23 protein-coding genes are annotated in these 19,761 nt (G+C 66.8%); 12 read left to right on the top strand and 11 right to left on the bottom strand.

Features of this window, described 5'->3' with window-relative positions:
• The first annotated feature begins 14 nt into the window (after positions 1 to 14).
• Together AC07PA_RS30275 and AC07PA_RS30270 are read left to right on the top strand one after the other, a co-directional pair.
• Positions 15 to 653, top strand: a complete 639-nt coding sequence (locus AC07PA_RS30275) for a hypothetical protein (protein ID WP_494610065.1) — start codon at positions 15 to 17, stop codon at positions 651 to 653.
• Positions 654 to 925: 272 nt separating this feature from the next.
• The gene (locus tag AC07PA_RS30270; protein ID WP_494610064.1) at positions 926 to 1,675 is read left to right on the top strand and encodes a phage terminase large subunit family protein; all 750 of its coding nucleotides are present in this window, start codon (positions 926 to 928) and stop codon (positions 1,673 to 1,675) included.
• 117 nt (positions 1,676 to 1,792) lie between these two features.
• On the opposite strand, the gene AC07PA_RS30265 is transcribed toward AC07PA_RS30270, so the two are convergent.
• Positions 1,793 to 2,977, bottom strand: a complete 1,185-nt coding sequence (locus AC07PA_RS30265) for a Y-family DNA polymerase (RefSeq protein ID WP_494610063.1) — start codon at positions 2,975 to 2,977, stop codon at positions 1,793 to 1,795.
• A gap of 156 nt (positions 2,978 to 3,133) precedes the next feature.
• Between AC07PA_RS30265 and AC07PA_RS30260 the strand changes: the two genes are divergently transcribed.
• Both AC07PA_RS30260 and AC07PA_RS30255 read left to right on the top strand, forming a co-directional pair.
• Entirely contained in the window at positions 3,134 to 4,189 is a 1,056-nt protein-coding gene (locus tag AC07PA_RS30260; RefSeq protein WP_494610062.1) for a type IV toxin-antitoxin system AbiEi family antitoxin, read from the top strand.
• Entirely contained in the window at positions 4,182 to 5,036 is an 855-nt protein-coding gene (locus tag AC07PA_RS30255; protein ID WP_494610061.1) for a nucleotidyl transferase AbiEii/AbiGii toxin family protein, read from the top strand. The genes AC07PA_RS30260 and AC07PA_RS30255 overlap by 8 nt, the downstream gene beginning before the upstream one ends.
• Positions 5,037 to 5,064: 28 nt before the next feature.
• On the opposite strand, the gene AC07PA_RS30250 is transcribed toward AC07PA_RS30255, so the two are convergent.
• A complete protein-coding gene (locus AC07PA_RS30250; protein ID WP_494610060.1) occupies positions 5,065 to 6,714 on the bottom strand; it encodes a methyl-accepting chemotaxis protein in 1,650 nt (549 codons plus the stop codon).
• A 95-nt stretch (positions 6,715 to 6,809) separates the two neighbouring features.
• Positions 6,810 to 7,136 (bottom strand): hypothetical protein, encoded by a 327-nt coding sequence (locus AC07PA_RS30245; protein ID WP_035203068.1) that lies wholly within the window; start codon positions 7,134 to 7,136, stop codon positions 6,810 to 6,812.
• 257 nt (positions 7,137 to 7,393) lie between these two features.
• Here AC07PA_RS30245 and AC07PA_RS30240 point away from each other — a divergent pair, with 257 nt between their 5' ends.
• The gene (locus tag AC07PA_RS30240; protein ID WP_494610059.1) at positions 7,394 to 8,422 is read left to right on the top strand and encodes a hypothetical protein; all 1,029 of its coding nucleotides are present in this window, start codon (positions 7,394 to 7,396) and stop codon (positions 8,420 to 8,422) included.
• Between the two features lie 103 nt (positions 8,423 to 8,525).
• On the opposite strand, the gene AC07PA_RS30235 is transcribed toward AC07PA_RS30240, so the two are convergent.
• Complete coding sequence (locus AC07PA_RS30235; RefSeq protein ID WP_494610058.1) at positions 8,526 to 8,993, bottom strand: AtaL-like protein; 468 nt, start codon at positions 8,991 to 8,993, stop codon at positions 8,526 to 8,528.
• A 32-nt stretch (positions 8,994 to 9,025) separates the two neighbouring features.
• Positions 9,026 to 9,934 (bottom strand): SDR family oxidoreductase, encoded by a 909-nt coding sequence (locus AC07PA_RS30230; RefSeq protein WP_494610057.1) that lies wholly within the window; start codon positions 9,932 to 9,934, stop codon positions 9,026 to 9,028.
• Between the two features lie 108 nt (positions 9,935 to 10,042).
• Here AC07PA_RS30230 and AC07PA_RS30225 point away from each other — a divergent pair, with 108 nt between their 5' ends.
• Entirely contained in the window at positions 10,043 to 10,978 is a 936-nt protein-coding gene (locus AC07PA_RS30225) for a LysR family transcriptional regulator (protein WP_494610056.1), read from the top strand.
• A gap of 30 nt (positions 10,979 to 11,008) precedes the next feature.
• Here the strand turns inward: AC07PA_RS30225 and AC07PA_RS30220 are convergent, their stop codons facing one another.
• Positions 11,009 to 11,563 carry a hypothetical protein gene (locus AC07PA_RS30220; protein ID WP_494610055.1) on the bottom strand — a complete coding sequence of 185 codons (555 nt, stop codon included), beginning with the start codon at positions 11,561 to 11,563 and terminating at the stop codon, positions 11,009 to 11,011.
• A 34-nt stretch (positions 11,564 to 11,597) separates the two neighbouring features.
• Positions 11,598 to 11,978 (bottom strand): hypothetical protein, encoded by a 381-nt coding sequence (locus AC07PA_RS30215; RefSeq protein ID WP_494610054.1) that lies wholly within the window; start codon positions 11,976 to 11,978, stop codon positions 11,598 to 11,600.
• Positions 11,979 to 12,092: 114 nt separating this feature from the next.
• Between AC07PA_RS30215 and AC07PA_RS30210 the strand changes: the two genes are divergently transcribed.
• The 3 genes from AC07PA_RS30210 (at position 12,093) to AC07PA_RS30200 (ending at position 14,522) form a co-directional block, all read left to right on the top strand.
• The gene (locus AC07PA_RS30210; RefSeq protein WP_494610053.1) at positions 12,093 to 12,563 is read left to right on the top strand and encodes a hypothetical protein; all 471 of its coding nucleotides are present in this window, start codon (positions 12,093 to 12,095) and stop codon (positions 12,561 to 12,563) included.
• Between the two features lie 148 nt (positions 12,564 to 12,711).
• Positions 12,712 to 14,118, top strand: a complete 1,407-nt coding sequence (gene yjjJ / locus AC07PA_RS30205; RefSeq protein ID WP_494610052.1) for a type II toxin-antitoxin system HipA family toxin YjjJ — start codon at positions 12,712 to 12,714, stop codon at positions 14,116 to 14,118.
• Between the two features lie 92 nt (positions 14,119 to 14,210).
• Complete coding sequence (locus tag AC07PA_RS30200) at positions 14,211 to 14,522, top strand: hypothetical protein (protein WP_494610051.1); 312 nt, start codon at positions 14,211 to 14,213, stop codon at positions 14,520 to 14,522.
• Positions 14,523 to 14,560: 38 nt separating this feature from the next.
• Here the strand turns inward: AC07PA_RS30200 and AC07PA_RS30195 are convergent, their stop codons facing one another.
• From AC07PA_RS30195 to AC07PA_RS30180, 4 genes are all read right to left on the bottom strand, one after another.
• The gene (locus tag AC07PA_RS30195) at positions 14,561 to 15,484 is read right to left on the bottom strand and encodes a hypothetical protein (protein ID WP_494610050.1); all 924 of its coding nucleotides are present in this window, start codon (positions 15,482 to 15,484) and stop codon (positions 14,561 to 14,563) included.
• 219 nt (positions 15,485 to 15,703) lie between these two features.
• Positions 15,704 to 16,495 carry a YkgJ family cysteine cluster protein gene (locus AC07PA_RS30190; protein ID WP_494610049.1) on the bottom strand — a complete coding sequence of 264 codons (792 nt, stop codon included), beginning with the start codon at positions 16,493 to 16,495 and terminating at the stop codon, positions 15,704 to 15,706.
• A gap of 24 nt (positions 16,496 to 16,519) precedes the next feature.
• Complete coding sequence (locus AC07PA_RS30185) at positions 16,520 to 16,738, bottom strand: hypothetical protein (RefSeq protein WP_494610087.1); 219 nt, start codon at positions 16,736 to 16,738, stop codon at positions 16,520 to 16,522.
• Positions 16,739 to 16,888: 150 nt separating this feature from the next.
• Positions 16,889 to 17,905: a GNAT family N-acetyltransferase gene (locus tag AC07PA_RS30180; RefSeq protein WP_494610048.1), complete on the bottom strand. Its 1,017-nt coding sequence runs from the start codon at positions 17,903 to 17,905 to the stop codon at positions 16,889 to 16,891.
• A 234-nt stretch (positions 17,906 to 18,139) separates the two neighbouring features.
• Here AC07PA_RS30180 and AC07PA_RS30175 point away from each other — a divergent pair, with 234 nt between their 5' ends.
• The 3 genes from AC07PA_RS30175 (at position 18,140) to AC07PA_RS30165 (ending at position 19,707) form a co-directional block, all read left to right on the top strand.
• Positions 18,140 to 18,658 carry a DUF2059 domain-containing protein gene (locus tag AC07PA_RS30175; RefSeq protein WP_494610047.1) on the top strand — a complete coding sequence of 173 codons (519 nt, stop codon included), beginning with the start codon at positions 18,140 to 18,142 and terminating at the stop codon, positions 18,656 to 18,658.
• A 204-nt stretch (positions 18,659 to 18,862) separates the two neighbouring features.
• Positions 18,863 to 19,267: a hypothetical protein gene (locus tag AC07PA_RS30170; protein WP_494610046.1), complete on the top strand. Its 405-nt coding sequence runs from the start codon at positions 18,863 to 18,865 to the stop codon at positions 19,265 to 19,267.
• A 47-nt stretch (positions 19,268 to 19,314) separates the two neighbouring features.
• On the top strand, positions 19,315 to 19,707 hold the full coding sequence (locus tag AC07PA_RS30165; protein WP_494610045.1) for a hypothetical protein: 393 nt from the start codon (positions 19,315 to 19,317) through the stop codon (positions 19,705 to 19,707).
• The last annotated feature ends 54 nt before the right edge of the window (positions 19,708 to 19,761 follow it).

Below are 19,761 nucleotides of genomic sequence, written 5' to 3'. Positions count from 1 at the left end.
GTACGATCACGCCCATGCGTGAATTCCAATTGCTCACCATCGCCGAATGCCATGCCCACATTGCGCCATTGGTAGACGCGGCGTTGGGGCCACAAGGTTTTGTCAATGTGCGTCCGATGCTGTGGGTGAACAGCAGTGCCGCGCCCATTCGCCGCATCTTTGAGTATTGGCAGCTGGGCAGTGGGTTGTCGCCGCGTTGGGGCTACTCTTTCGACGCCGTGCCCCACCTGGCGGGTGGCAAGCCCAAATGGCACCGCACGGAAAAATCGGCCTTGCTCGATGCCTTTGTGGATGGCCAGGGTGCGGCGCACAACCTGTCTTATATCTGGGGCGTGGATGGGCTGCTGACGGGCATGCCCGAGAAGGTGCACGCGGCAATCGCCCAGGCACATGCGTTCTGGCAGGCGGCCCCCACACCTGCCCACGTCTTTGCGCAGGTGATCGAGATGGCCGAAGGGTCGAAGCAGCGCCATATGCAGCTGCCACTGCACATGGCCGCGGCCATGTGCCATGCCTTCGCGGGGCGCGAAGAGCAGGGGCGCAAGGAGCTGGCGCTCTTCATCAGCCGGGGCAAGGCCAAGGAGGAAGCGGTGCCCAAGCTATCGGATATTTTCGAGGGGTGGCTCAGGGATGGTTACAGGCCGGGCGCTTGAAGCGCAGAGCCACAGCGCTCGATTGCATGGTCATGCCCGACCAGCCCATCCCTCCTGGCGCAAGCGCCCATGATCCGGGTGGCCATCAAGTTGCTGGCGAGAAAAGCCGGCTCCAGGTCCTTCGACTGACTGCCGACGGCACCCCCGGCCATCCGCTGTACCTGCCAAGCCATCTGCGGCCGATGGATTACACCCCTGCACAGTAGGTCGGCGCAGTGCTGCAGAGCGGCTCATACACCGGCGGGCTCCAGCCTGCCCAACCAGGATCCTCCATGAGCAAAGCAATCATCCAGGCCGGCTGGAACGATGTACCCCACCTCGACGAAACCGCCAAGCGCGAGCTGGCCGAGAGCTACCCCGTGCACGAGCGCGAGGCGCGCATGAACGGCGTGCCCGTGCTGGGCAGCGGCAAGGTGTTCCCGGTGGCCGAAGAGTCCATCGTCGTTGCGCCCTTCGCGCTGCCCGCGCACTGGCCGCGCATCGTGGGCCTGGACTTCGGCTGGGACCACCCGGCCGCGGCGGCCTGGCTGGCGTGGGACCGCGACACCGATACCGTCTACGTGTACGACACCTTTCGCGTGCGCGAGACCAGCGTGGCCATGCAGGCCCCGCTGATCGCGGCGCGCGGCCGCTGGATGCCGGTGGCCTGGCCGCACGACGGCCTGCAGCACGACAAGGGCAGCGGTGAGCAACTGGCCGGGCAGTACCGCGCCTTGGGCGTGAACCTGCTGCCCGAGCGCGCCACGTTCGAGGACGGCAGCAACGGGCTGGAGGCGGGCATCAGCGAGCTGCTCACGCGCATGCAGACCGGGCGCTTCAAGGTGTTCAGCACCTGCGGCGACTGGCTGGAGGAGTGGCGGCTGTACCACCGCAAGGACGGGCTGATCGTGAAGCTGCGCGACGACCTGCAGAGCGCTACGCGGTATGGGGTGATGATGCTGCGGTTTGCGGTGGTGGAACCGCGGGGCTCTACCTTGGGGGGCAGGTCGGCAGGGTATGGAGGGAGGAGAGGGGGGTATTGAGCGTGCACCGATATGCGGCAGACTGTTGCGTACCCGCCGCCAGAGATACTCACCCAGCCTGCATGCGTATTTTTTTCGATGTGGAGAGACAGCTTGTGCTGCTGCGGCAACTAGACCCTAGACTTGAGCGACTGGCACATCCTTCCATCGCGTCGTGTATTGCGGTGATAGCCGTGCATCCCGAATTGCAGCCCATTCCGCGTCGTTCGTGTACCTTGCTTCTTCACCGCCGGGCACTAAGTCGAGCATGGCCACGCCAGCGTTGGTAAAGTCATTCCTGTACGCGTAGATGTGGCGCATGCTGTGTATTGCTGCACGCTCCATTTCCTCGGCATTGGCGGTGGGATAGTCAAGGCTAGTGGTCACGCTGCGGCTGAACACCGGGCCCGGGCCAAATGGGCTAGTGCATGCAAATACGTGCATGTGGCAAGCAAGACTGTCTTGCTTGCGCAGTCGTTCTGCAGCAAGCCGAGTGAAGTGGCGCACAACCTTGATGAGTGGCTCCAGATGGCTTATGGGTTTCTGAAAGGTGTGGGTGCAGGTGACTTCCCTGCGCCGCGCAGGCGCGGTCTTGGGGGTAAAACGGGAAATACCCTGTAGTTCACACACCGTGCGTTCGAGCGTCACGCCAAAGCGTCGACGTACGGCGGAGGGGGCCATGCGGGCGAGGTCGAGCACGGTATAGACGTTTGCTTGGCGCAGTTGCTCGGTGAGCTTTTGGTTAATACCCCAAACGGCTCGCACCGAGGTAATGGCCAGCGCTTGGTCTAAGTCTGAGGCGGGCAGGTCGGAAAGGTCGCACACTTTTGCAAGGTTGACAGGGTACTTGTCGGGCCTGCGCTCCGCGGCCTGGGCAATGTAGTTGGCCAGCTTGGCCAAGGTCCTGGTCTGGCCTATGCCGACGCTGCAAGGTATGCCGGTGTATTGCTTAATACGAGCGCTCAAACTGCAGGCCCGCTCGTTGGTGTCAGGCACGCCATGCAGGCCGATAAAGCACTCATCTATGGAATAGATTTCCTGCTCGCGGGCAAGGCTTGCAGCCAGAGGCATGAAGCGGCTGCTCATATCCCCATAGAGGCCGTAGTTGGCACTGAGCACCACCAGGCCATTGTCGTACTCCATATGCTTGAGGCGAGACCATGGCGTGCCCATGCGAATACCCAGAGCCCTTGCTTCGTTGCTGCGGGCAATCGTGCTGCCGCTGTTGTAGCCGAGGACAACAACTGGACGGCCTTTGAGTGATGGCTTGAAGAGTCGCTCGCAATTTACATAGAAGTCGTGACCGCTTACCAATGCGTACATAGCTGTCTCCTGAGAGTCGCGTGGCAACGTCGCGCCATGCTCGCGGTCGAGAGCGAATTTTGAGAATGGCTGTATTTTAATACAGTGTTTTTTCGCCTGCCATAGTTTGTGCCACGATTGGCTTCCTTGTGCTTTGTTCGCTTATCATTGATGTTCATGAAAAATGAACATGTTAAAAAAATGAACAACATGTTAGTGATCGAGCAAGCCTTGCACGCCGCAGAGCCAGTTCTGCAAGGCGAGGTTCTGACTATGCGGGATGCAATAGATAACGGCATCGACGCAACCGTCCAACTCAGCCGACTGGGGCAAGACCTCGGCCCGTTTGCGGTACAAGTACGTCGTGTCGAGCGCAACAGCCTGGTCTGGTATCGCATGGAGAAAGAGGCTCGCGAGACCAACGGGCAACCATGGCTTTTGATCGCGCCCTACATGTCGGCCCATCTGGCCCAGGAATGCCAGCGCACCGGAATCAACTTCCTGGACACTGCGGGCAATGCCCACCTCGATGTCCCGGGGACGCATCTGTTCATTACCGGCAAGCCACGCCCCAAGGCGCCGCGCATTCCGGCGGACCAATCCGCCCTGCGCAAGGCCAGCACCTTGCGGGTCATCTTTGCGCTGCTGACGGTCGAGGGCTTGGCGCAGCAGCCGGTGCGGGCCATTGCCGAGGCGGCCGGTGCCGCGCTGGGATCTACATCGAATGCCATCGAGGACCTGGCGGCGCTGGGCTTCATCACGGGTGGAGCGCGCCAGCGGCGGGTGGCGAACATACAGACGCTGCAGATGGAGTGGGCGCGGCAGTATCCGATTTCGCTGCGGGGCAAGCTCAAACCGCAGCGGTACGCCTGCGTGGATGGTGCCGATTGGCGGGGGAGCAGTCTTCTGACTGATGAACCCGAAGTGGCGCTGGGCGGTGAGGTGGCTGCCGCTGCGATCACGCAATACATCAACCCGGCCAGCGCGTGCATCTACAGTTGGCTGGACAGGGGCCAACTGCTGCGCAAGCATCGCCTGCGCCCAGACCCTGAGGGGCCCATCGAAGTGTTGGATGCCTTCTGGCCGCTCGCAGACCAGGCGAAGGCGAATGCAAAGGTCTTTGTGCCGGCTGTGGCGCCCTTGCTGTTGGTCTACTCCGACCTGATGGCCAGCAACGAAGGCCGCAGCGTGGAGGTTGCGGGCATGCTGCTGGAGCGGCTCAAGAATGCTTAGGGTACTGGCCGAACGTCCCATCGATCCAGGCCTGCATGCGATTCTTGCGCATGCCAAAGCGGCCACGCAGGCGCTGGGCATCGATGTGTTCGTGGGCGGAGCCATGGCCCGGGACATCATGCTCACGCATGTGCATGGTCAGGCAGTGCGAAGGGCCACGCGCGATGTGGACATCGGCCTGTACATCGACAGCTGGGAGCGCTTCACCATGCTGAAGAATCGGCTCACCGCGACGGAGGCATTCTTTGAGGTGCATGGCATGTCCCACCGGATGCACTACTTGCGGCCCGGTGGAATTCCGCTGGATCTCATTCCTTTCGGGGGCGTTGCAGGAGAGGACCAGACCATCACCTGGCCGCCTGGCCACGACGTGGTGCTCAATGTGGCCGGGTTCAGGGAGGGGTTGGAGAGCGCGGATCTGGTGGATCTGGGTGCGGGGCTGTCGATTCATGTCTGCACGCTGCCCGCGTTGTCGGTGCTCAAGCTGCTCGCCTGGCGTGACCGCGGTAGCGAAAACAACAAGGATGCCACTGACTTTCTTGCATTGGCGCAGGCGTATGCCAATGCCGGCAATATGGACCGGCTCTACGAAGAAGAGGCGGCGCTGCTGGAGATGGCCGGCCACGATCCCGACCTGGCCGGCGCGGCGTTGCTCGGCAACGATGCTGCAATGCTCTGCAGTCCGGGAACCGCACAGCAGGTGCGTGCCATTCTTGCTGACCCTGAGCAAATGCTGGACGCGCTTTTGCGCGTGCGCAGCCAACTGGCAATGGACGGTGATGCGCGGCGGCTGCGCGCATTCATCGCGGGTTACCGCAGCGGATTTCTAGGGCCAGTTGGCGGCTGAGCACGGTGGTGACGGCTGAAGCTTTGCATCACACCGCAGTCAACGCCCGGCCACGCGACTGCACTGCCGACCTGGCACGCTGCTGACCCGGTGCCGGCGCTGGCACCGCAGCCCGCGCCGGCAGCCCCCCCGCCTCCAGCCGAAAAACCTGCACCGAATCCGCCACCGCACCCGCAGTGCGCGTCAGCCCCTGCGCTGCAGCCGCCACCTGCTCGACCAGGGCCGCGTTCTCCTGGGTGATGGTGTCGAGCTGGCCCACGGCGGTATTGACCTCGGAGATGCCGGCCAGCTGCTCCTGGCTGGCGTGGCTGATCTCGCCGACCACGGCGCCCACGCGGCGCACGCCCTCGACCACCTCGACCATGGTGGCCTGGGCCGCCTGGGTGCGCTGCTGGCCCTGCTCCACGCGGTGGGCCGACTGGTCGATGAGCTGCTTGATCTCCTTGGCCGCGTCAGCGCTGCGCCCGGCCAGGCTGCGCACTTCGCTGGCTACCACGGCAAAGCCCCGGCCCTGTTCGCCGGCGCGGGCGGCTTCCACTGCGGCATTGAGCGCCAGGATGTTGGTCTGGAAGGCGATGGAGTCGATCACCTGCGTGATCTCGCCGATGCGGCTCGAGTCGCCCTGGATGTCGCGCATGGTCTGGCCCACACTGTCCACCGCCTCGCGGCTGCGCGCGGCGGCCGCGCTGGCCTGGTCGGCCAGTGCCGTGGCCTGGCGGGCGGCGTCGGCGCTCTGGCGCACGGTGCCGGTGATCTGCTCCATGGACGCCGCGGTCTGCTCCAGGCTGGCGGCCTGCGACTCGGTGCGCGCCGACAAATCGAGGTTGCCCTGGGCGATCTCCTGCGCGCCCAGGCGCATGGATTCGCTTTCGTCGCGGGCATCGCGCACGATGGCGCACAGGTTGAACGACAACTGGCCCAGCGCCTGCTCCAGGTCACCCAGTTCGTCGTTGCGGCCCCTGCGCACGGTGGTCGTCAGGTCGCCGGCTGCGACCCGGTTGGCCGCCAGGGTGAGCCCCGCGATGGGCCGCACCAGCAGCCGCGCCAGGTACCACCAGGCCGTGCCGAACAGTGCCAGCAGCACTGCCCAGCCGGCCGCGCCGGGCAGCAGCATGCTGGTGGCCAGCGAGGCCGCCAGCAATGCGAGCAGTGCCAGCGCCAGCCGGGCCGACAGGCCCAGTGTGGCCAACCCGTGCGCCACGCGCCCGGCCAGCGTGTGCCGCAGCACGCGGCCCGAGCGCAGCCCGTGCACGCGCCGCCCGGCCTGCTTTTCTGCGCGCATGGTGGCATACAGCTGCTCGGCCGCCGCGATCTGCGCGCGCGTGGCCTCGGTGCGCACCGACATGTAGCCCACCGGGCGCCCGTCCTGCAACAGCGGCGTGGCGTTGGCCATCACCCAATAGTGGTCGCCGTCCTTGCGCCGGTTCTTCACCGGGGCCGACCAGGGCCGGCCCGAGGCGATGGTGGCCCACATGTCGCGGAACGCCTCCTCGGGCATGTCGGGGTGGCGAATGAGGTTGTGGGGCTGGCCCAGCAGCTCTTCGCGCGTGTAGCCGCTGACAGCCACGAAGGCCGCATTGCAATGGGTGATGCGGCCCTGGGTGTCGGTGGTGGAGACAAGGGTCTGGCCCTTGGGGACAGCATATTCCTGTCCGGTGACTGGCAGGTTGTGGCGCATGGAAAAGGCTCCGCTGGACGATGCAGCCGATTGTCCGGACCTCCTCTGCGGGGCGCCTTGACCAAGGTCAACGTTTGCTTGACGAGCGTCAATCCTCACGCCTGCCAGACCCCGAAGCCCGCCGAGCGCAGATCGATGCCGATCTCGATCTCGCGCTCCACCGCATCGTCGTAGCGCATGGGGTTGAAGCCCTCGTACAGATCGGGCAGCAGGCGCAGGCCGTACAGCATGACAAAGCGGTTGGCCTGGATGCCGGCCTTGTGCTTGTCGAAGCGCACATCCGGGTCCAGCCCGGTCATGCCCACATACACGCAGGGCTTGCCCTCGATGTAGCCGGGGTTGCAGCGCAGGAACTTGCGCTCGCGCAGCACCGCCATCGACAGTTCGACGACATAGACGTTGTGGTGCGGGCGCCTGGGCATGCGGTGCATTATTGTGCAGCGCATGCATTCCAGTGTGTGGCCGGGCCCGGGGTAGACCGCCAGAACCAGCCCATCCGCCAACCCCTGCGCGAGCACGGCTGGACAGCCGAGGCATGCCTCGCCGCACGGCAATCTGGCCTTGCCCCTGTGCCCTGGCGACAGCGGCTTTAACAGACAGAGACAGTTTGCGCCTTGCTGCCGCCCGGCCCGCATGCCACCATCCGCAGCTCCAACCACACACGACACGAGGGACGCGCATGCCACAGCCCAATTTGCGGATCTATTTCGATGGCCTGGAAGAGGCGACGCCTGGCATGCCGTGCTACGACCCGGAGCAGCCCTGGTTTGCCCACGTCACAGTGGTCAACGCCAACCTCGACCCCAAGTGGCCCGCCGAGAAGCGGGCGCTGAATCCGCAGAATCCCACCGGCCCAGCGGGGCCGTTCAAGGTGTTCTTCCAGGTGTTCCCGGGGCAGACTTCCAAGTCGACATCGGGCTCGACCCCGTTCACGACCTACCTGGTCGATGGCATGGGTGCCTATCCCGGCGGCACAAACGCTTGCGCGCAAGGCTTTTCGATGCAGTTGCCCAAGGGCACGGCCAAGGCGGATTTTGGCGTGAAGTACGGCTTCATGTTCCAGGCCGACATGTACCATTCGGTCACCGAGTCCAACGAGGACGACAACTACTTCGTATGGGAGTCGGGCCTGGCCCCCTCGCTGGCGCCGCAGTGGAAAGAGGGCGATCCCAGTCCGTTTTCCAACCTCAAATTCATCGACTTCAAGGCAGTGCCGGGCTCGAAGAACCAGCTCGACATGCTGGTCAAGAACCAGGGCAGCGAGACCTCGTACCAGCTGGAGCTGCGCTTGTCCATCCTGGGGGCGCCCAAGCCTGGCAGCCCCACGGGCAGTGTTGTCGAATCGGTAAGCGCCAATTCCACGGCCATCCCGCCCGGCGGCTCCACCTGGGTGCGCTTCAAGGCCAGAAGCGCCTTCGTGCAGCCGCGTGCGGCGCTTTCGGCGCGCGAACTGCAGCGCCTGCACTCCGCCAACCCCGCCAGCCGCCGCTTCCGCCAGGTGCAGTTGGGCAGCAGCGGCCTGCTGGATGGCCAGAACATTCCACGCTACCTGGTGATGGAGAAGGACTTCGATTTTGTGCCGCTCAAGCCGTTCTTCATCACCCTCATGAACGCCTCGACAAGCGAGCGGGTGGCGTTCGGTGAAAACCCGCTGGGCGTGGTCAAGCAGCCGGGCCCGGGTGGGCCGATTGCGATTCCGCACAAGTAGCCGCCAGCCCGTCCGGCGCCGTGGTGCAGGGCGGGAGCGCAGCTCTGGCGGTGCGTCCCCTGGGGGCCTGCGCCGTTGGTCTTTATTCATCCAGTGCTCAAAGCTAGCCCGCCGCCACCAGCTCGCGCGTGCGCGTCAAGGTGGACAGCAGCGCGGTCTTGTAGCCCTTGTCGCTGTCCATCCAGGCCTGCTCGGCCTGTTCCTCTGCGCCGCCTGGTTCTTTGCCGCGCAGGCCGGTGTAACAGTAAAAGCGCAGCTGCAGCTCGCCTGCCTCGTCCTCGAAAAGCTCGTTGACGATCACGCCCTCGCGCGGGCCGGTGGCCTGGAAGAAGCTCACCTTCTGGCAGGGCTCGAACGCGATGATCTCGCGCAGCTCGGCGCCGCCGATGGTGGCTTCGCGCACGATGTGATCGGCCCCGTCGTAGACCACGTCGCAGCGCGTGCACAGGCCGGGCGGCAGGAACTGGCGCGCATCGCGGGCCTTGAGAACAAGGCCGGCCCAGGCCTGCTCGCGGGTGAGTGGCATTTCGCCAGCGGGGTTGACGGGGACGGTGGCGGTGGAATAGATCATGGTGGTTCTCCTGGATGGTTTGATTGGGGCATTCAGGCCTGGGCAGCGACCTGTGCCGCTAAGTCGCGGTAGCTGCGCAGCGGGCGGCCGAGCAGCGCGGTCAGGCGGTCCACGTCGCCCGCCTCGGGCGCCATGCCGTCGGTGAGAAAGCGCTCGGCCATCAGGCGCATGTCGTAGGCCATCCAGCCGGGCATGAAGTGGCGCAGGTTGGCTTCGAAGGCGGCGGTGTCGTCGCCACCATGCACGATGGGGCGGCCCAGCACTTCGGCCCAGGTAGCGGCCACGCTGGCGCCTGTGAGCGTGTCGGGGCCCACCAGGTTGATGCGCGTGGTGGGCAGCGGGCCGCTGGCCTGGGCGCGGCGCAGCAGCTCGATGGCGGCCACCTCGGCGATGTCGGCCGTGTCCACCATGGCCAGCCCCTTGGCGCCAATGGGCATGGGGTACACACCGTGGGCCAGCACCACATCCTTGATGCTGAGGTCGTTGCCCATGAAGTAGGCGGGGCGCAGGATGCTGGCGCCAAAGCCCATCTGCTCGATCATGCGCTCCACGCCGTACTTGCCGGCAAAGTGCGGCACGTTGACATAGCGATCGGCATGGATCACCGAGAGATAAACGATGCGCGTGATGCCCGCCTCGCGTGCCAGGTTCAGCGCCACCAGGGCTTGGGTGAACTCGTCGGGCACCACGGCGTTGAGCAGGAACAGCGTGTCCACGCCCTGGAACGCGGCACGCAGCGAATCCACGTCGAGCAGGTCGCCCTGCACGGCCGCCACGCCAGCAGGCAGGCCGCTGGCCTTGGCGACATCGCGCACCAGGGCACGCACGTTGGCGCCGCGCTGGGCGAGTTGCTGCACGACCTGGCGGCCCACGGTGCCGGTGGCACCGGTGACGAGGATGGCGGGGGAAGAAGAAGGGTGGGCGGAAGAAGCGGTGGTCATGGAATTTCTCCGGGTTGGGTGGTTGACAGCCCGAACTTTAGGGATCTCATCCATGATCCGATAGCCGTTATAGTTGGACAGACCGTCTCAAAATCGGAACACTCCGCCATGGACCTGCACACCCTTGCCGACTTCAACCTCGTCGCCCGCCACGGCGGCTTTGGCCGCGCCGCGCGCGAATCGGGGCGGCCCAAGGCCACGCTGTCGCGGCGCGTGGCCGAGCTCGAAGCGTCCCTGGGTCTGCGCCTGCTGGAGCGTGGCGCCCGCGCCGTGAAGCTCACCGAAGAGGGCCGCGCGTTGCACGAGCGCACCGGCGCGCTGCTCACCGAGATCGACGAGGCCGCCGCCGCGATTGCCTCGGGCGGCGAGCAGCCGCGCGGGCGCCTGCGCATTAGCGCGCCGCTGCTGTTCTCGCAGACCGCCATGGGCCGGCTGGCGGCCGACTTTGCGCTGCGCTACCCGGCAGTGCGGCTGGAGGTGACCACCGAGGACCGCAGCGTGGACATGGTGGAGGAGGGCTACGACCTGGTGATCCGCGTCAACCCGTTGCCCGACGCCAGCCTGATCGGCCGCGTGCTGCTGCGCGACCGCCTGGTGCTGGTGTCCCCGCCCGGCCTGGCGCGGCCGCGCAAGGGCAGCACCGCAGCCGTGCCTGCGGTTGTGCGCGGCACAGGTGCGCAGCAAGGCAGCACGTGGGAGATAGCGGCGCCGGTGAAAGGCAAGGGCAGGGCCCCGGCGGGGCAGCCGCCGGTGCAGACCATCGCCATCGACCCAGTGCTCAGCCTCGCCTCGCTCATCATGGTGCGCGACGCCGTGCGCCGCGGCGTGGGTGTGGCGCGCCTGCCCATCTCCCTGGTCGGCCACGACATCGCTGCCGGCACGCTGGTGCACTGGGGCGATGTGCCCGGCCCGGCCATCGAGCTGTGGGCGTTGTACCCCTCGCGCCGGCTGCTGAGCGCGCGGGTGTCGGCGTTTCTGGAGCACTTGAAGGCGGCGTTTCCGAAGGGGGAGCCGCAGGAGCTGGCGGCGTATGTGGGTGCGTGACGCCGGGACAACGATCCGAGCGATAAGCGGCTACGGGCGGTGCAAGCCCGTTGCGCTCTGCCAGAAGTGGCAAGCTTGAATGGGCACCATGCAGGCTGGGCCTGTCTCGAACTCCAGGCGCAACTGCCTCCCATCGGCCGCCGTGACCGTTGCCAAGTCTGTGGCCGGAGTGATCCCTGCTGCCGCTGTCTCAAAGTCATGGGCAGTGCCTTTGGGATCATGGCCGAAGGTGGCTGTGATGCCGTCGCTGCGTGGGTCCAGTGTGTGCTGTTGGCCCGCATGCTGGCTGGTGATGCGGCGTGTGGTGACAAGCCACCAGTTGTTGTCGCTCATAAAGCCGCAGGCAATGGGCAGTTCGCCTGCAGGCAATGTGAGCCGGTGCGCGATGCCCGGGTGGAGTTCTCCGATGAACGTGTGCTTCCATTCCTGCGGGCCACGCGCGCGGCGACGGATGCGGGCGAGGGCGAGGCCTTGGACATCGTGGTCGATGGTATGGGCCGATAGCAAGATGTGCTCCTGAAATTGCTGGATGTACTTTACCGTGCAGCAACGCTGCAATTTCTGAGGCGCAACAGAGTCGTCCAACAAGATGGGTTGAGCCCATGTCCCATGGCGCAGGTCAGTTGCCCGATGAGTGCCTTGCAATGAATCGCTGCGAGGTGCGTTGCTCGATACCTTCCTCGCCGAGGCTGTCCAGGTCCTTGAAGAACTCGCGATAGAGGTCAGGCAATGCGGCCAAAGCCGCCCCGTCCGAACCGAGTAGATCACAAAGGACTTGCGTCCAGGGCATCGCCTGATGGCGTACTAGGTACCGCCCTTCAAGCCAGCGGGGCCAAGTTTTCATCCACCCTTCACCAACGGAGCTGCATGTCAGCCCGTCTTCCATTCCGTACAGATAGATCGAGACATCACGAAGGCTATCCGTGCCCACGTACATGCCGGGGCGTTTGCAAATCGTGTCGATCCGTGCCAGGAATGCTTCTCGGTTGCTCAAGGCCATTGGGTGAACTGATGCGGGTTGTGCTTTCGACGGATGGATATGGTAAACGGCTTGGCTACCCAGCGTCCGCAGGGTGGTGCGGGATACAGTACGCCAAGTTTCACCAAAGACATCATGGGAATCACCATCCACTACGCTGGCCGGGCGACGTCCGAGGACAGCATCGCTGACGCTTATCGGGACTGCCTCCTTCTTGCCCGTGGGTTCGGCTGGGAAGCGCCGGAAGTACCACCAGAACTGCTCAGGGAGCGCGGCTTGGTGCTTCTCCCCCATCCCGACTGCGAGCCCGTACATATCCGGTTTTCGAGAACACGGCGGTTCTCCGAATTCTGTAAAACACAGTTTGCCGGTCCCGTTGTGCATCGGCAGGTTCGGGATCTGATTCAGGCGCTATCCCTGCATCTGTCCCGGTCCATCGTCTACGACGAGGCGGAGGAATTCGAGGACGACGATGGCGAGTCCGTTTCGCTGGAAGCGGCGTTTGACAGGGCGTTGCAATTCATCGAGGACGGCCTTGCGGAGTACCCGGGCGCACAGATGAAGGTGCGGCTGCCCAGCGGGCGCATAGCGGATCTCTACGGATAGAGCCTGGTATTGCAACCGTGGAGGGCTTCTCCTTGCCCATGTCCATGGGAGCTTCGATGGCAATTGGCATGGGGTCGCCGAGCAGCCGCCCATTTGGTCAATTCAAATATCTATTCATTAATCAATTCAATTTGATTTAAATTGCTGCATGCCAAGTGCCACCCATCGCCATGCCGAGCAGATCCGCGACCTGCTGCGCAGCGGGCTGAAAGCTGCACGGGTGCTGACAGACACGCTGGGCACAAGCCAACCCACGGTGTCCCGGGCATTGCAGGCGCTGGCGCCAGATGTGGTGCGCCTGGGCGCCGCACGATCCATTCAATATGCGCTGCGCGATGTGTCGCGCGCAGACCTGGTGGCCCCGATCTACCAGGTGACGACCACAGGCCAGTTGCAGGGGCTGGGCACGCTGGTGCCGGTGCGCCCGCAGGGCTTTGCTATGCTGCGGGCCGACGGCAGGCACATGCACACCGACGGCCTGCCCTGGTGGCTTTTCGACATGCGGCCCCAGGGTTACCTGGGGCGGGCCTACAACCAGCGGCGTGGGCAGGCGCTGGGGCTGCCCGAGCGGCTGGCCGACTGGAGCGATGCGCATGTGCTGCGCGCGCTGCTGCGCGAGGGCGGAGACCTGCAGGGCAATCTGCTGGTGGGCGATGCGGCGCAGCAGGCGTTCGTCAACGCCGCCCGGCCGGCGCCCATTCCCCTGGCCGGCAAGGCGCGGGCCTACGCGGCGCTGGCACTGGCGGCGTCGCGCGGCGAGCAGGCCGGGTCGTCGGCGGGCGGGGAGCAGCCCAAGTTCACGGCCTTTGCGCATTGGGGGGCGGAGGGTCGAGGGGCTGCTGCAGCCCCATCGGAGCCCGCGCACGTGATCGTGAAGTTCAGCGCGGCACTACCCAGCCCGGTGAGCGCGCGCTGGCGCGACCTGCTGCTGGCGGAGCACCTGGCGCTGCAGGTGCTGCGCGCCCATGGCATTGCGGCGGCGCGCACCCAGGTCATCGACCATGGCAGCCAGCGCTTTCTGGAGGTGGAGCGCTTTGACCGGGTGGGCGCCCTGGGCCGGCGCGCGCTGCATTCGTTGACGGCGCTGGATGTAGAGTTCGCGGGGCAGAGCGGGCGCTGGCCCGAGATGGTGGCGGCCCTGGCGCGCGAAGGCGTGGTGCAGCCGCAGGCGGTGGACTCGGCCGGCCTGCTCTGGGCCTTTGGCACGCTGATCGGCAACACCGACATGCACAGCGGCAACCTGTCGTTCATGGCCGAGGGGGGGCTGCCCTACCAGCTGGCGCCGGCCTATGACATGACGCCCATGGCCTTTGCGCCCACGGCGGCGGGCGAGGTGCCGGTGCGCCCGCTGGCGCTGGTCATCGGCTCGCAGGTGGCAGCGCACACCTGGCGGCAGGCGCTGCCGCTGGCGCAGGACTTTGTTGCACGGCTGCTCGGCCAGACCCGCGGGGGGAGCGGGCAAGGCGGATTCAGCGAAGGTTTTGCACAGTGCATCGTCGCACTCAAGGCGCATGTCGGGCTGGCGCAGGAGCGGATTGGTCGGCTGGCGATGTAAGGGGCCGGCGGTGATGGCCACTCCAGGTTGGGGCGCGCCGCACCATGGGGATCACAAGGGGAGACAAAAAAAATGGGAGGGAGCCTGTGATGATGGGACCGGTGAGAAACGGCGGCGCGCTCAAGCTGCTGTCCGGAGGGCTGCTGGCGGGCCTGTGTGGCGTGCTGGTGCACTGGGTGCACGTGCATTGGCACCAGGTGCCCGTGGGTGGGGGCCTGGTGGTGGTGGGGCTGCCGGGGGCGTTCGCGCTCACGGGCTTTCTGGAGCTGCTGACGGGGCACCCCTTCCTGTCGCTGGCCAGCAAGTGGGATGACCTGGCGGGTTGGCAGCGCGGCATCCTGGGTACGCTGGTGGCCGCGCTGGCCTTCGGGGTGGCGCTCTGCGCGCTGGTGCTGTTCGGCTAGTGAGGGAAGACTCCGGCCCACAGCCCGGGGCGGCCCCATCAGTCATCGCGCTGGCGAGGCGGGCCTTGGCCGCCATGGGACGGCAGCCGGTAGGACACACCCGATTTTTCTCCCAGGTCGTCGCGCCACAGCAGCACCTGGCCCCGGTTGGACACGGCGATAGCCTGGGACCGGGTGGCCGCGATGCGTTGCAGGCCGTACTGCATGCGCTGGCGCGCGTTGGCGCGGCTGGTGCCGGGACCACGCTCAATGCAGCAGGACAGGTCCAGGTCCCAGTACTCGGTGAGTTCGAAGAAGTGGCCGCCGTAGCCCCGCAGGCGCTCCCAGCGGCCGATGCGGTCCGCCACGCCCTCCCGCCCGCGCAGGCCTTGCGGGCCCAGGGGCCGCATGCCGACCAGGGGCACGACGAGCGCCGTGCGGTGGGCTAGCGAGAGCCCGACCACCGTGGGGTACGAGGCCAGGGCATCGCCGTGCAGCGCATCGATGGCGGCATGGGTCGCCAGGGGCTGGGCGCCGGCGGTCAGGGTGGTCAGCAGCGTCGCGTCGTACAGGCCCTGCACCAGGCCCTGCGCGTCCAGGTGCGTGGGCAGCAGCAGCAACTGGTCATAGCCCAGGCCATCGCTGGCGGGTGTGCGCAGGTCCAGCAGGATATGCAGGTAGGACTTGATGGCCCGCACGCGCAGTTCCTCGGCCGGCAGGGGCGGGCATTGCGGGCCGCACCGGGCCTGCTCCCAGGCCTCGGCCAGGCCGGCGTGGTGCGATGTGAACGCCGCCGTGGCCAGGCACAGGCCGGGCAGGCCGATCCAGATTGCAAAGGACCGCGTCCTGGGCAGGGCCTTGTAGCGCTGCAGGCGACCAACGCCCAGCGCCGCCCATTCCTCCGGATGGCGCCACAGCCAGAAGGCCAGCAGGCCGAACCAGGCCAGCAGCACCAGCGCAAGGGTATCGATGGCGGATGACATGGCTTGGCAGGCGCTTTCTTCAGGGCGCAGGTACTGCCGGCAGTACACGCGGGGTTGGGCTTGCCCGGCAGTGTGGCGGGTCTGTGTGAGCTGTGGATGAAGTCCCGGCTGGCAGGTGGGCGGCTTCGCCAACGCCGGGCACTGGGGCCACGTCGACCTGCCCTCAAGGCATCGGCGCGCAAAAGACCTGCAAGGGCGTGCACCCCCTCTCGCCGCCGCTTAGGGCGTGGGGGCGTGCAGGTCCAGGTACTCCACCGCCAGGCCCGCGGCCTGGTGCGCGTGCTGTGCCTGCGCGCCCACCTCGTGCAGTATCTGCAGCGTCTGCGGCTGGGGGCTCAGCAGTTGCCAGTGGCCGGGGGGCGGTTCGGCTGCGGCACCGCTATCGCTGTCGCTGCACTGCTGCAGCGCCGCCAGCAGCTCGGCGCGTGCGGGCTGGTGCACGGCAAAGCTTTCGTTGGCCATGGCGGCGACCCGTATGCCCAGCGCATCGCACAGGCGCTGCTTGGCGGGCATCTCCTGCACGGCCCGGCGGCGGGCCTCGTCGATCAGCGGCAGGGTGGCGGCGTCCACCAGCTGGCCCGCGCGCGCGAAGGCCGGGCCGTGCGCGTCCCAGGCCTCGGGCGGGCAGGCCTTCGAGGCCTTGAATTCGGCACCCAGGGGCTCGAACGGGTTGATCGATGCCGGGTAGATGCGGCAGACTAGTGGCCGCTCGGCATAGATGCTGCAGCGTTTGTCGCCCATCAGGTGCGGGCAGCGCCCCGGGAAGGACGCGGCCAGGATCACACCCACGCGCACCGGCAATGCCCCGCTGGCAGCGGCAAAGCTGCGTTGGCGCCGGTACTGCGCAGGGGCATCGCCCTGCGCGGGCTCGGCGGGCCAGGCAATGGCGTCGCACAGCAGGTGGACATCGCCGCCGCGGCGCAGCCAAGCCATGGCTTCGTGCACCGATACCGGAACCCGGTGGTTCTGGCAGCACCGGCCGCACTGCGTGCATGTGAAGTTCAGCTGCACAGCCGGTCCCTCGGTTCCAGCGGGCTAGCCAGTAACCATGCCGCCCGCGTCCAGGGCCGGCGGGCGCAGCAGGTCCTCGTTGATGCCCATGACCTGGCTGGCATGCTCCACGGCCCGCCACAGGGCGGAGGGCATCTGCAGAATCTCCTCGGGCGAGGCCGAGCGCGCAATCCAGGCGCTGATCTGGGAGTGCTGGTCGCGGGTGAGCAGGTCCAGGCTCAGCATCTCGTCGATGGTCTTCATATGGGGCTTGGTGGTCAAACGGTGGGGTCTTTCAGGGGCTGTTCTGGAGAGGCAAGCTGCGAGTCTGCCCGAAGGACGAAGCCGGTGCTGGTAAGGGGGTTGCAGCGGCATGTTCTGCGGATGGCTGCCATGGTAGCGCTTGCCCCGTGCTCAGCCGCCCGCGCCCCTGTCCGCCCCCATTGCCAGCGGCTTGCGGAACACACAGTCGCGCCGGTCCACCACAAAGCCGCAATCTGCGTACACGCGGTGGGCGCCGCTGCCGTTCTGGCTGTCCACGCGCAGGCCCGATTCGGCCATGCCGGCGGCGGCCTGGGCGCGCAGGCTGTGCGAGATGAGCGCCCGCGCCAGGCCGCGGCGGCGCCAGGGCTCGCCCACGCTGATGAACTCGGTCCAGCCGAGCTGGCGGCCGTTGTGGGTATTCCATGCGGCATCGATGTAGCTGCGCACCTGGCCGGCGACCTGGTGCGATTGCACATCCCACGCCACCTGCCACAGGTGGGGCTGGAAGACCGGGCTCTTCAGCCACGTCAGGTAGTCGGCTTCATCGGGCGGGCAATAGCCCCAATGGCTCTGGAAGGCGCGCCAATGCGCGTTCCAGATGGCGCGGTAGTGCTCGGGCTGCGCGGGCCGCAGCTCCAGCCCTTCGGGCAGTGCAAAGTCGGCCACCTGATCGAGCGTGGGGCGCAGCATGGTGAAGATGTAGCGCTCGGGCGTGTAGCCTGCTTTTTCCAGCAGGGCCGCACGTGCGGTCTCGCCCTGGGTGACGTAGGCGTGGTGCGCATGCCGCGGTGCGCCTGGGTGCTCGGCCGCGGCCTGGGTGCGCTGGCGTTGCTCCAGCCAGGCGTGCAACACTGTGCCGATGCCCTGGCGCCGCCACTGGGGCGCGACCACGGCGAACTGGGAGTACAGCTGCAGCCCGTCGGCCTGCGCCCATGGCCACGAGCGCACATAGCCCGCGATCTCGGTGCCGGCCTGGGCGATCCATACATCGCGCTCGGGCACGCAGCTGGTGAAGGCGGCGTAGTCGCGCGCCACCTCGTGCACCGTGCGAAAGAACCCGGTGTAGTCGGCCGCAAAACTGGCGTTGGCGCAGGCGACCATGGCCTCGTAGTCTGAGGGGCCGGCAAAGGGCCGAAAGATCACGTGCGGGGGCGGGCGGGTGTGCATCGGTGGGTGGTCCTGGCGCCGGTCTCGCGCAGCCTGTGGGCGCGCCCTGGCGGTCTGCCGGGGATGGTAGCGCAGGCCTTTGCGCAGCTTGCCGCGGGGTGTGCGCAACAGGCTCACCCATTCGGGTGGAGGAGGGCGCGAACGCGCCGGATCAGCCCCGCTGGCGGATACATTCTGCGGGCCCCGATCCAGGGCGTCCCTGTTCGTCGTATGTCCCACCGGAAACCATCACCCATGCACCCCCATCGCTTCGTCTTCCACTTCGCCGCAGCGGCCCTGCTCAGCGTGTCTGCACCCACGGTCTTTGCCCAGGAAACCCGGCAGGAGCTGGTGCAGAAGATCCAGGCGGCGCAGGGTATCCAGGACCAGTTTGAAAAACAGTTGGCCGACCAGCGCGAGTCGCTGAAGGGCTACGGCGCCAAGCTGCTGGGCGACATCGCCGCCCAGAGCGGTGGCGAGGCCAGCGCCAGGGACAAGGCTGCGTTCGACCGGTTCCTGCAGCGCTGCGCGCAGATGTTCTCCGGCAAGGAACTGGCCGCCAAATGGGCTGCCAGTTACGGTGCGGATCTGTCGACCGATGACCTGCGCGAGATCCTGGCGCACTACGAGTCCCCCATCGGCAAGAAGGAGGTTCGCGCCAACAAGGCGGCCATGGCGGCCTTCTCGGCGTGGATGAACGCCGAGTCCCAGACCCGTACGGATGCGCTGATCGGCGGGCTGTTGAGGGACCTGCAGCAGCCGGCAAAGCGGTAGGCAGGCCGGGTCGCGGCCGCCACCTGCACGGGCACGCCTGCCTGGCATGGGCGGATGCCATCGCAAGCAGGCACCGAGGCGCCTTGTCCTACCCGGCCAGGGCGCAGCTTGCGGCACAGTGCACGCATGGCAAAAGCGGCTGCAGTTCTTTCAGCGCACGGGGGGCTCGCCCCGCACCGGTTGATGTGGGCGCTGCTGCCCTGCTTGGCCGCACTGGGCGGCTGCCAGGGCACGCATGACCTCTCGAACAGCGGCTGCCTGCCCCTGCGCGCGCCGGCCCAGGTGGTGCTGGTGCAGGAGGCCGGCCTGTACACCGTGCGCGACGCCAAGGCGCTGGTGCTGGCTGCGCACCCCCGCGATGCCATCAACGACGGTTTCCATGGCACGCAGCTGGTGCGCGTGTTGCCGCCGGGCACGCGGCTGGGCATTGACCGCCTTCAACAGGCCTGGGGCTTTGATGTGGGCAAAGGGCGCATCAGCGCCTTCGGGCACGCCGTGGGCGGTGGCGAGCGCTTCGAGTACGGCTGGGGCGGCGGCACCACGATTGGCCGTGCGCCCTGGGAGCCTGCCTCGCTACCCCAGCTGCGCACGGTGGCCTGCGGCGATTGACTGAGTCCCGTGCGCGGCCACCCACCATGTCAAGAAAGGAGCATTCCATGCAGCCGATACACCTTTGCCTTCGCCGCGCGGCGCTCGCCACCGTGGTGCTGCTGGCCACTGGCACGCCCGTACTGGCCCAAACGGCAAGCGTGCTGTACTCAGCGCGCCCGGCCATTGCGCTGAGCGTGGGCGACAGGATGGCCGCCCGGCAGGCGCCGGTGGAGTTCACCGTGACCATGCCGGACGGCAAGACGACCACTGCCACGGCCGAGCCCGAGGGCGGTGGCGAGCGCGCGGGCACCGTGCACTATCCCAGCGACTTCGGCAACGCCGGCACCCGCGTGGGCGACTACACCTGGGCCGCGCGCGTGGGCGGCAAGGTTGTGCTGACGGGGCGCTTTGCCTACCGCCCGGGGCAGGGCGGGCAAATGCTGTTCGTGCCGGGCTGAGCGTTCCGGCGTCGATGCCGTCCTACGCTGCTGGGTGGTGGCGGTGGATATCAT

The sequence above is a fragment of the Acidovorax sp. GW821-FHT09B03 genome (assembly GCF_059418305.1).
Note: the sequence above shows the minus strand (reverse complement) of the source record. Positions and strands in the feature narration are given on the sequence as shown.